The 9,875-nt window shown below is 61.8% G+C and carries 6 protein-coding genes and 1 pseudogene; 6 read left to right on the top strand and 1 reads right to left on the bottom strand.

Features of this window, described 5'->3' with window-relative positions; genetic code table 11:
* Both RFM98_RS27935 and RFM98_RS27930 read left to right on the top strand, forming a co-directional pair.
* Positions 1-179: pseudogene (locus RFM98_RS27935) on the top strand (5-aminolevulinate synthase); the annotation flags it as partial.
* Between the two features lie 366 nt (positions 180-545).
* Positions 546-1,079: a flavin reductase family protein gene (locus RFM98_RS27930; protein WP_320311788.1), complete on the top strand. Its 534-nt coding sequence runs from the start codon at positions 546-548 to the stop codon at positions 1,077-1,079.
* Positions 1,080-1,092: 13 nt separating this feature from the next.
* On the opposite strand, the gene RFM98_RS27925 is transcribed toward RFM98_RS27930, so the two are convergent.
* The gene (locus RFM98_RS27925; protein ID WP_320311787.1) at positions 1,093-1,443 is read right to left on the bottom strand and encodes a helix-turn-helix domain-containing protein; all 351 of its coding nucleotides are present in this window, start codon (positions 1,441-1,443) and stop codon (positions 1,093-1,095) included.
* Positions 1,444-1,995: 552 nt separating this feature from the next.
* Here RFM98_RS27925 and RFM98_RS27920 point away from each other — a divergent pair.
* From RFM98_RS27920 to RFM98_RS27905, 4 genes are all read left to right on the top strand, one after another.
* Positions 1,996-3,102, top strand: a complete 1,107-nt coding sequence (locus RFM98_RS27920; RefSeq protein ID WP_320311793.1) for an efflux RND transporter periplasmic adaptor subunit — start codon at positions 1,996-1,998, stop codon at positions 3,100-3,102.
* Positions 3,099-6,302: an efflux RND transporter permease subunit gene (locus tag RFM98_RS27915; protein ID WP_320311786.1), complete on the top strand. Its 3,204-nt coding sequence runs from the start codon at positions 3,099-3,101 to the stop codon at positions 6,300-6,302. The genes RFM98_RS27920 and RFM98_RS27915 overlap by 4 nt, the downstream gene beginning before the upstream one ends.
* A gap of 256 nt (positions 6,303-6,558) precedes the next feature.
* Positions 6,559-7,383: an NHL repeat-containing protein gene (locus RFM98_RS27910; protein WP_320311785.1), complete on the top strand. Its 825-nt coding sequence runs from the start codon at positions 6,559-6,561 to the stop codon at positions 7,381-7,383.
* 7 nt (positions 7,384-7,390) lie between these two features.
* On the top strand, positions 7,391-9,688 hold the full coding sequence (locus RFM98_RS27905) for a sphingomyelin phosphodiesterase (RefSeq protein ID WP_320311784.1): 2,298 nt from the start codon (positions 7,391-7,393) through the stop codon (positions 9,686-9,688).
* The last annotated feature ends 187 nt before the right edge of the window (positions 9,689-9,875 follow it).

Here is a 9,875-nt window from a genome sequence, read left to right as displayed (position 1 = left end):
CCGAGCGGCTGCGCATCACGCCGACGCCGTTCCATTCGGACGCGCTGATCGCCGAATTGCAGGACGCGCTGGTCGAGACCTGGGACGCGCTGGGCATTCCCTATGCCGGCTCCGGCCGTCCCGCCGTTGTCAAGAGCGACCGGATCATTCCGTTGCTGGTGCCGAAGTCAGGCGGCTAGAGCGTTTCACCGTTTCACAGAAACGGCGAACCGGTCTATCTCCTTGTTTTGACGCAATTCCTGACGGAAAACCGCTCACACTTTTCCTGGAATTGCTCTAAAGCCGCCTGTCTCACACCGGCTTCATCCATTTCGCCAGGCGATGCGCCGCTTCCTCGAGCTGATCGAGGCGGCGGTGGAAGCATAGTCTGAGGAAGGCTTCGCCGCCGGGGCCGACGCAAGCTGGCATTGATCGTGATCAATCGGGCTCGATCGCCATTCGGCCCGGTATCTCGGCTTTGACCCCGATCAAGGCGAAGGACGGCACTGTCCTCTACAAGTCGACGGGCAACAAACCAGTTTGCAGATGCCAAGCGAGAGACGGATATGAAGGATTTGCCGCTTGCCGAAGTCTATCGGCTCATCGAACCCGGTCCGGTCGTCCTGCTTTCGTCGCGATCCAAGCAAGGCCGCTCGAATGTCATGACCATGTCCTGGCACACGATGGTGACAGTCGCGCCGCCAACGATTGCCTGCATCGTATCAAGCAATGACCTCTCGTTCTTCTCCTTGCGTCAAACGAAGGAGTGCGTGATTGCAATACCTGCTGTCGGCCTTGCGGAGAAGGTCGTGAAGGTCGGCAACTGCTCTGGCCGGGATACGGATAAGTTCGCAACGGCCTGGTTGACGCCGCTTCCCGCCGAGCGGGTATCGGCGCCGCTAGTGGCCGAGTGTTTCGCCAATCTCGAATGTCGTGTGGTCGATACGCGCCTTGTCAACAAATACAATCTGTTCGTGCTGGAAGTCCTTAAGGCTTGGATCGATCCGAAACAGCCGAAACCGAAAACCATCCATCACGTCGGGAACGGCGCTTTCGTCGTCGATGGCGAAGTAATCCATTTAGAATCCCGCATGCCTTGAAAGTCGGGCCAGCTCAGAAGCGGCTTTTGATCCGCATCAAGGCGCGCGCAGGCGCCAGCCCGACGGCGAGTTCAGACGCCTTGCCGACGCTGGTCGTGTGCCCGATGAGGAGCCTCTGAACCTCCGCTGCATCCTCCGCCGTCAATACGCACTGGGGTTTCAATGACCGATGGCCGCGGCGGAATTCGGCCGGGCTGCAGCCGAACCGGGTCCGGAACTTGTTGTAGAAGACAGCTGGATTGCCGAAGCCTCCGCGTTCCATGATGGCGCCGATCGTGTGATTGGTCGTGCGCAGAGCCTCTCCCGCGATTGCGCACCACTCGCGCGAAATGGGAGGTGCTCGAGAAGCCGGCGCGCGTTCCAATCTCTCCAGTCGTCACTCGCCTATAAATAACCGCGAGGTCAGCATCCCCAATGCAACCCAGGCTCTTGCGTCGATCAGCTTCATCCAGTCCGGTTCTGGGACTAGCTAGCCAGGTGCCATTCCGCTGGCGCCCCATCTTGGCCGCAACGACGTTGCTTGCGATGCCGCAGTGTTGCAGTCCATTGAATCCCGCCGGCGTGGTAATGCCCATATCGGTCTCCTTCGACCAATATGAATCACAAGCCGTCCATCAAAGGAATCCTGAATCCATTAAAACGCGACTGGTTTTAGCTCGGTGGCGGGGCAGCCACAGGCTGGACATTTCAGCCCACATGGAAAATGATCATGTTGCCATGCACAACACTGCAGTGCTCTGATCTCGACGAAAAGCCTGAGCGTAGAAGCGGATCAACCGACCTCCGGGTCTAGCGAGCGAGGACGCAGATGGACACCCCAGAGAATGGGCAATTGCATCGCGACGCGGGCGTGCGGCCCCGTCGATCGGCCGGCTGGCCTGCCCGCGCCGCCGTGTCGGCGGCATTCCTGCTCGGCATGGCTTTCGGCGGCACTGCGTTTGCGCAGGACCAGCAGCTACCCGTGGTGACGGCGGCCAAGCCGGTGGTCCATGAAATCGTCGAAGACGACGAGTTCGTCGGGCGCTTCGAAGCCGTCGACCAGGTCGCCATCCGTTCGCGCGTCAGCGGCTATCTGGACAAGGTCAGCTTCCAGGACGGCGCACTGGTCAACAAGGGCGACCTGCTCTTCACCATCGACCAGCGTCCGTACCAGGCGGCTTATGATGCCGCCAAATCGCAAGTGGACGTCGCCAAGAGTCTGCTCGAATTCTCCAAGATGCAGCTGGATCGCGCCGACGAACTTGCCAAGACCGGCAATATCTCAACCGCGACGGTCGACGACCGCCGGCGGGAATACCTTTCGGCGCAGGCGCAGATGCAGGGCGCGACGGCTGCGCTGACGACGGCCAGCCTGAACATGGAATTCACCGAGATCAAGGCGCCCTTGTCCGGCCGCATCGACCGTCGGCTGGTGTCGGTCGGCAACCTCGTGCAGCCGGATTCCACCTTGCTGACGACCATCGTTACGCGCGATCCGATCGACTTCTATTTCGACGTCGATGAGCGCCTGTATTTCAGCTACGCCCGCGACGCGAAGCAGCGTGGCGGCAGCATGCAGGAAGGCGCCGGCGGGCTCGATGTGGAGGTTCGTGTGGCCGACCGCGCGGAGGCGGTATTCAAAGGCAAGCTCGATTTTGCCGAGAACCGGATCGACAATGCGACCGGCACCATGCGGGTCCGTGCGACGTTTCCCAACGCCGACGGCGTTCTCCAGCCAGGCATGTTCGGGCGCATCAATGTGCCGGGCTCGCTGCCGCATAGCGGCGTGCTGGTGCCCGACGAGGCGATCGGCGCCGATCAGGATCGCCGCATCGTGTTCCTGGTGGATGAGGCCGGGATGGTGTCTGCGAAGCCTGTGCGCACCGGCCCGCTTCTCGACGGCTACCGGGTGATCCGCTCGGGCCTGACCGGCGGCGAGACGATCATCGTCAACGGGCTGATGCACGCCAGGCCAGGCACCAAGGTGAAGGTCGAGATGGTGACGTTGCCGCCCAAGGTCGAGACCGCCGGGTTGCAGCAATGAGGTTCGCACATTTCTTCGTCGACCGCCCAATCTTCGCGTCGGTCGTTTCGATCGTCCTTTTGATCCTCGGCGGGATTGCTTATACCCAGCTGCCGGTCGCGCAATATCCCGAGATCGCGCCGCCGACCATCGTCGTTCGCGCGCAGTATCCGGGCGCCGACGCCGAGACGGTCGCCGCGACTGTGGCAACGCCGATCGAGCAGGAGATCAACGGCGTCGAGGGCATGCTCTACATGTCGTCCTATTCGTCGGGCGACGGGGCGATGGCGCTGACCATCACCTTCAAGCTGGGCACCGATCTCGACAAGGCGCAAGTGCTGGTGCAGAATCGCGTGTCGGTCGCCGAGCCGCGCTTGCCTGAAGAAGTCCGCCGCCTCGGCATCACCACCACCAAGAGTTCGCCCGACCTGATGATGGTCGTGCACATGCTGTCGCCCGACAATACCTACGACCAGCTCTACGTCTCGAACTACGCCCGCTCGCGGGTGCGCGACATACTGCTCAGGTTAGATGGCGTCGGCGACCTCATCATCTTCGGCGAACGCGAATATTCGCTGCGCATCTGGCTCGATCCGGAAAAACTGTCCGCCCTGGGCATGACCTCAGGCGATGTGGTGCAGGCGCTGCGCGACCAGAACGTCCAGGTGTCGGGCGGCTCGATCGGCGCGCCGCCGACCAACACCGGCACGGCGTTCCAGTACACGGTCACCACGCAAGGCCGCTTCAACGATGCACGCGACTTCCGATACGTGATCGTCAAATCGACCGACGACGGCCGCCTGATCTCGCTGCAGGACGTGGCGCGCATCGAGCTCGGCGCCAAGGATTACGTCACCAACTCCTATCTCAACGGTAAGCCGGCGGTGGCGCTCGCCATCTTCCAGCGGCCGGGCACCAATGCGCTCGCCGCAGCCGCGGAGATCCAGGACAAGATGAAGGAGCTTTCCCGCGACTTCCCGAAGGGGTTGAGCTACGACATCGTCTACAATCCCACCGAGTTCGTCGCCGAGTCGATCCAGGAGGTCTACAAGACGATCCTCGAGGCGATGCTGCTGGTCATCATCGTCATCATCGTCTTCCTGCAATCGTGGCGCATGGCGATCGTGCCGATCGTGGCGATCCCCGTGTCGCTGATCGGCACGTTGGCGGTGCTTTACGCCGCCGGCTTCTCGCTCAACATGCTGACGCTGTTCGGCCTCGTTCTGGCGATCGGCATCGTGGTCGACGATGCGATCGTCGTGGTCGAAAACGTCGAGCGCAATATCGCCAGTGGGGTGGCGCCCAATCCGGCGTCGCACCTGACTATGAACGAAGTCGGAACGGCCATTATCGCGATCTCGCTGGTGCTGATAGCCGTGTTCGTACCGACAGCCTTCATCCCCGGCATTTCTGGACAGTTCTACCTGCAGTTTGCGATCACCATCGCGGTGTCGACGGCGATCTCGGCATTCAATTCGCTGACGCTTTCGCCGGCGCTGGCCGCACTGCTGTTCAAGCCGCACCACGCCGCGGCGGCGCCGCCGCGCTTTTTTCTGGCGCGGTTCGGACGGGCGCTCGCCGACGGCTTCAATCGCGGCTTCGACAGGGTCGCCCATTGGTATTCGAGCATCATCCGCGTGCTGGTCGGATCGTGGATAGCGATCGCCGCCATGCTGGCCGTTTTCGCGGCCCTCATCTACGCCACGGTCTACATGGTGCAGACGGTGCCGCGCGGTTTCATTCCGTCGCTCGACCAGGGCTATGCGATCGTCGTCGTCCAGTTGCCGGACGGCTCCTCGCTGTCGAGGACCGATGCGGTCATCCAGCAGGCGTCGCAGATGATCCAGAAAACGCCTGGCGTCGACTACGCAGTCGCCTTCGCCGGCTTCTCCGGCGCGACGTTCACCAACGCCAGCAACCAGGGCGTGATCTTCGCCAGGTTCAAGCCGTTTGACGAGCGACTGAAAGCCGGCCAGTCGGCGACCCAGGTCATCGGCAATCTGTTCGGCAGCCTGCAAAGCATCAAGGAAGCCTTCATCATCGCACTGCCGCCGCCGCCGATCCGCGGTGTCGGCAATGCCGGCGGCTTCAAGCTGCAGATCCAGGAGCGCAACAGCGCCGACATGCGGCAGATCTTGGCGCTTGCCTACGAAATCGCCGGCAAGGCCAACAAGACGCCGGGGCTGACGGGCGTGTTCACCACCTTCTCCGCGTCGAGCCCGCAATTCTTCCTGGCGATCGATCGCGACAAGGCGCGCATCCTGAACGTGCCTATCCCCAACATCTTCGAGACGCTGTCGATCAATCTGGGCACCGCCTACGTCAACGACTTCAACGCTTTCGGGCGCGTCTACCAGGTGCGGGCGCAGGCCGACCAGGTGTTCCGCCTCGATCGCGCCGACATCTTGAAACTGAAGGTGCGCTCGGCGACCGGCGCGCTGGTTCCGCTCGGCACGTTGATCGAGATCCGCGACGTCACCGGCCCGGCGCTGGTCCAGCGCTACAACATGTACGTCTCGGTGCCGCTGCAGGGCAACGCCGCCCCCGGCGTCTCCACGGGCGACGCGCTGGCATTGATGGAAGGGATCACGGCAAAGACGCTGCCGGCCGGTACCTCCTATGAATGGACCGAGCTCGCCTACCAGGAGCGCAACACCGGCAATGCCGCTATCTATATCTTCGGACTGTCGGTGCTGTTCGTTTTCCTGGCGCTGGCGGCGCAGTATGAAAGCTGGGTGCTGCCGTTTGCCATTGTGCTGGTGGTGCCGCTCGGCGTGCTCGCGGCGTTGCTCGGCGTATCCTTCCGAGGGCTGGACAACAACATCCTCGTGCAGATCGGCCTCATCGTGCTGATCGGGCTTGCCGCCAAGAACGCGATCCTGATCGTCGAATTCGCGCGGCAGGCGCAGGAACGCGGCCTGTCGGCCGCCGAGGCTGCCGTCGAAGCCTGCCGGCTCAGGCTGCGGCCGATCCTGATGACCGCCTTCGCGTTCATCCTCGGCGTCGTGCCGCTGATGATCGCAACGGGCCCGGGCGCAGAAATGCGCCAGTCGCTCGGCACCGCGGTGTTCTCCGGCATGCTCGGCGTCACCTTCGTCGGCCTGTTCCTGACGCCGGTGTTCTACGTCACGCTCAGGTCGCTGTTTTCACGGCGCAAGCCCCGGGCCGAGGCCGAGCCTTCGGGGCCGGCAGAGGCGCCATCCGAGACGGCCGCCGAGTAGGGTTACGAATTCGTCGCGTCGGGCGACGCTTCAGCCAGTTTAGGTGATCGAATCAACGGGCGCCTGCTAGACGCAGGGCTTAAAGACGCCGCCATCAACCATCATTTACCGGGATGTGCGTCAGCCGCACATTTAGTCTCGCCTGTCTCAGTGAGCTGTTTCACACCGGTGTCTTGCTGGTTGCAGTATGCAATGGCAACTAGGGCTGGAGAGTCATCGACTAGCAACTGGAACAACCACAGCTGGGATTATGAGGATGGCTGGACTTGCCGTTTCCGACTTGAGGCGAGGAATTTCAATCCTCCAGGCGAATCCGTCCGATCCCCCGGCTGACGTGCCGGCGCCCGCTGGATTCGGCCTTCCGTATGGCTTGGCCCGCCTTCCGGACGGACGGTTGTTGACAGCCGACCGCAGCCAAAGCCGGATCATCGCCTGCGCCGAAGACGGTACGAATTGGGAAAGTTTCGGGTCGCAGGGTGCGGGGGTCGGCCAGTTTCAAAACCCGATGGGAGTGGCCGTCTCCGACGAAGGACGGATTTTCGTGGCCGATACCGGCAATTTCCGGATAGTCGCCATAGACGCCTTTGACGGGACCGGTTGGCAGGCTTACGGCCAGAAAATTGCCACAGGCTCCGTCGGGCCGGGCAGGTTCGCAGGTCCGATCTGCATCCAGCATGGACCGGGTGGGCTGGTAGTGGCGGATCCAGCCGCGGCGCGTATCGTGCAGCTTGCTCAGCTCGACGATGCTCATTGGGATGTGAGTTCGCAGGGTACGTTCCGAAATCCCACCGCGGTCGCCGTGCTGCCCGACGGTACGATCATCGTGGGAGACCTGACACGCGAAGGACTTTCCATCATGGCCTCGCCGTCAGGCGGGATCACGGAGACGATCCTTGGGGATGTGCTGCGCTATCCGGCGGCACTTGCCGTGACAGGCGCGGATGCCTTGGCTGCATTCTTCCTTCCTACGCTTGCGCTCTGCTCTGTTGTTCGCGACGCCTCGGGCTGGAATGTGTCCCTTGATGCTAGGCTCGATCAAGTCGTCATCCGCCGGCCAACCGCCCTCTGCCAGCTGCCGTGAGGACAAGATGAGCGCGTCGATCCGAGTTCTGACCTACAACGTCCAGATGCGGTCGTGGGCCATGGAAGCCGGCGCGCAAGGATCCCTGACGCCATACGAGAACGTCGAGGACCGCGCCAAGCTAATCTCGAAGAGGATTCTCAACAGCGAGTGGGACTACGACGTCTTGTGCTTCCAGGAAGTGTTTGACGAGGACGGACGCGATGCGTTGATCTCGCATCTCAAGGGCAAATACCCGTTCCGCGTCGAGAAGGCGCAAGGTGACTCGGTTTCAACCGTGTGCGCGACCCTTTTGGGTACTGCCGGCTATGCGGCGACCATTCCCGGCGGCGCCGCGCTGTCGATTGTAGCAGGTCTCATCGGACTGATCCTGATCCCTTTCAGCAAGTTCGAAGACTCGGGCCTGATGATTTTCAGCCGCATTCCGTTCGACGGCACACCGGTCCCGGCCGAGCTGCAGGACATTGTTGGACAGGACAAGATCCCCATCGTCGCGTTCGTGGAATACGAAGACTCGGTTTGGGACGATTCCGCCGCCTCCAAGGGCGTGCTGTACGCCAAGCTCGTGCAGAATGGGAAGCCATTCCATCTCCTGAACAGCCACACGCAGGCCGACGCGACCGACAATGTCGAGGCACACAAGGACATACGACGCAAGCAGCTCAACCAGGCCTTCAATCTGATCAAGACAATGGCCGGCAACGTCGAGGATGCCGAGATCCTGATGTGCGGCGACCTCAACATCGACGGTATGAGTCATCCGACCACTGGTTTTCGGCAGGAGTGGACCGAGCGCTTCGACACGCCCGGCGCCCCTTTCACGAAGGTGCTGCACGACTCGTGGATGCACGAACAGTCGCCGGGCGACGTGCGCCTCGGCAGGCTGACTTTGCCCGATTGGTTCGACCGGGGAATGACCGTGCACAACCAGCGGCTCGACTACGCGTTGCGCGGCCGTGGGCCACTGAACGGACGGCGAGCGATGCAGCATATGTGCATCGCCTATGAAATTGCGACTGACGCGACGAATCCGACGTCCTATGTCAGCGACCATCTTCCGGTCCGCATCGATCTCGACCTTGACCGACCTTTCGCGTCGATCGCCACGTCCGAGCAGATCAACATGCCGATCGGAAGCGCTGACAAGATATTCGACGGCTTCCTGGTTGAAGGGCAGATGCATTGGATCTGCATCAAGGATCCCGGCGGCTATGCGATCGACCTTACGCTGGGCGGCCCTGACGTGAGGATGGACATCTTCACGGCCGACAATCTGTCGGTTCCGGTGAAACCATTCAGCATCCAGGACGTAGGCGGGCCGCGCCAGGAAAAGATGACGCGCTTCGCATTGCCACTTGCTCCATTCCTCATCCGCATCGCGCATCCAAGCCGGCGCGGCGAACGACGCTACCGGGTGCGGGTCCATCGCTATGCTGGCACGAGCCGCCTGGACGCCATTCCCTTGCAGCGCAACGTGCCGTTTGTTGCCCAAGCCAAGGTCGGCGCACCGCATTCGCTAGATGACCCGTCCACGCCCGATTTCGATGAGATGGACACGGTCTGGTTCTGCGCGGCGCTCGACACCGAGCCGGATGGCAGCCTGAACGCCAGCTCGACCATATCCATAAACAATGCGGACATGGATGCGTTCGGTCTGCTCGTGGTCGCTTCCAAGCCCGGGTCGAGCGACTTGACTCTATTGGATAAAGTGGATGCCGGCCCTGCTGTCGTCTCGCAGGTGGGCTATGACCGCCCGCTGAACGGCTATTTTCTGGCGCAACGTCGGGATCCAGGCTTTACTGCGGAGCGATTCACCATCACGTTGAAATCGAACGTCAGCTACCTCTACGGCAACCCGAACAACGCTGGCTCCCGCGCCCGGACGATGGCGCGCCTTTTCTGCCGCGACGAGACGGACGGCTTCCTGGGCAGCGAGGCCGGTTCCGATGACATCCAGATCAATGTCAGCGTTGGTGGTCTGCTTCGCGTTCATATCCCAAACAGCGACGAATTGGAATTCGATGACGATTCGTTCCGCGATCTGCCCCAGATCAACATGGTTCGTTACATCGATTCGGCTGAATTCGAGTTGGTCGAACTGGACGACCTCAGCGCGGCTGACCGGACATCGATTCAGATACCTTCCTTCGACATGCTGGCCAACACGGATAAGGTTCTGGAGGGAATAGGGGCCAGTCTCACAGTTCAGCTTTCGCTGGTCTTCAACCCGGCTGAAGACGACGACGATGACGATGACGGGGTATACGACCTTCAGATCACCGTATCGTGCGAGCCGCCCCCATAATCGGCGGCGCGTTTCCCGCTTTACCCCGTCGACCGTTATCCAGCGGTAATCGCGGGAGCGTTCGCTTCTGGGCGAGATCAAAGTTCAACCGAACGTCCGACCTGAGGCGCAAAGCCGCTGCAGCGGAAACGCGCTTCGGGGCCGCAAGCGGACCGACAGACTTAAGGTGCAAACCTGGTTGTTTCGT

The sequence above is a fragment of the Mesorhizobium australafricanum genome (assembly GCF_033977265.1).
In the GTDB taxonomy this organism is placed as follows: Bacteria; Pseudomonadota; Alphaproteobacteria; order Rhizobiales; family Rhizobiaceae; genus Mesorhizobium; species Mesorhizobium australafricanum.
Note: the sequence above shows the minus strand (reverse complement) of the source record. Positions and strands in the feature narration are given on the sequence as shown.

Bases quoted from the DNA above. Each gene is read 5' to 3' on its own strand.
- RFM98_RS27930 (WP_320311788.1), top strand. From the start codon at position 546: ATGAAGGATTTGCCGCTTGCCGAAGTCTATCGGCTCATCGAACCCGGT.
- RFM98_RS27920 (WP_320311793.1), top strand. From the start codon at position 1,996: ATGGCTTTCGGCGGCACTGCGTTTGCGCAGGACCAGCAGCTACCCGTG.
- RFM98_RS27915 (WP_320311786.1), top strand. From the start codon at position 3,099: ATGAGGTTCGCACATTTCTTCGTCGACCGCCCAATCTTCGCGTCGGTC.
- RFM98_RS27910 (WP_320311785.1), top strand. From the start codon at position 6,559: ATGGCTGGACTTGCCGTTTCCGACTTGAGGCGAGGAATTTCAATCCTC.
- RFM98_RS27905 (WP_320311784.1), top strand. From the start codon at position 7,391: ATGAGCGCGTCGATCCGAGTTCTGACCTACAACGTCCAGATGCGGTCG.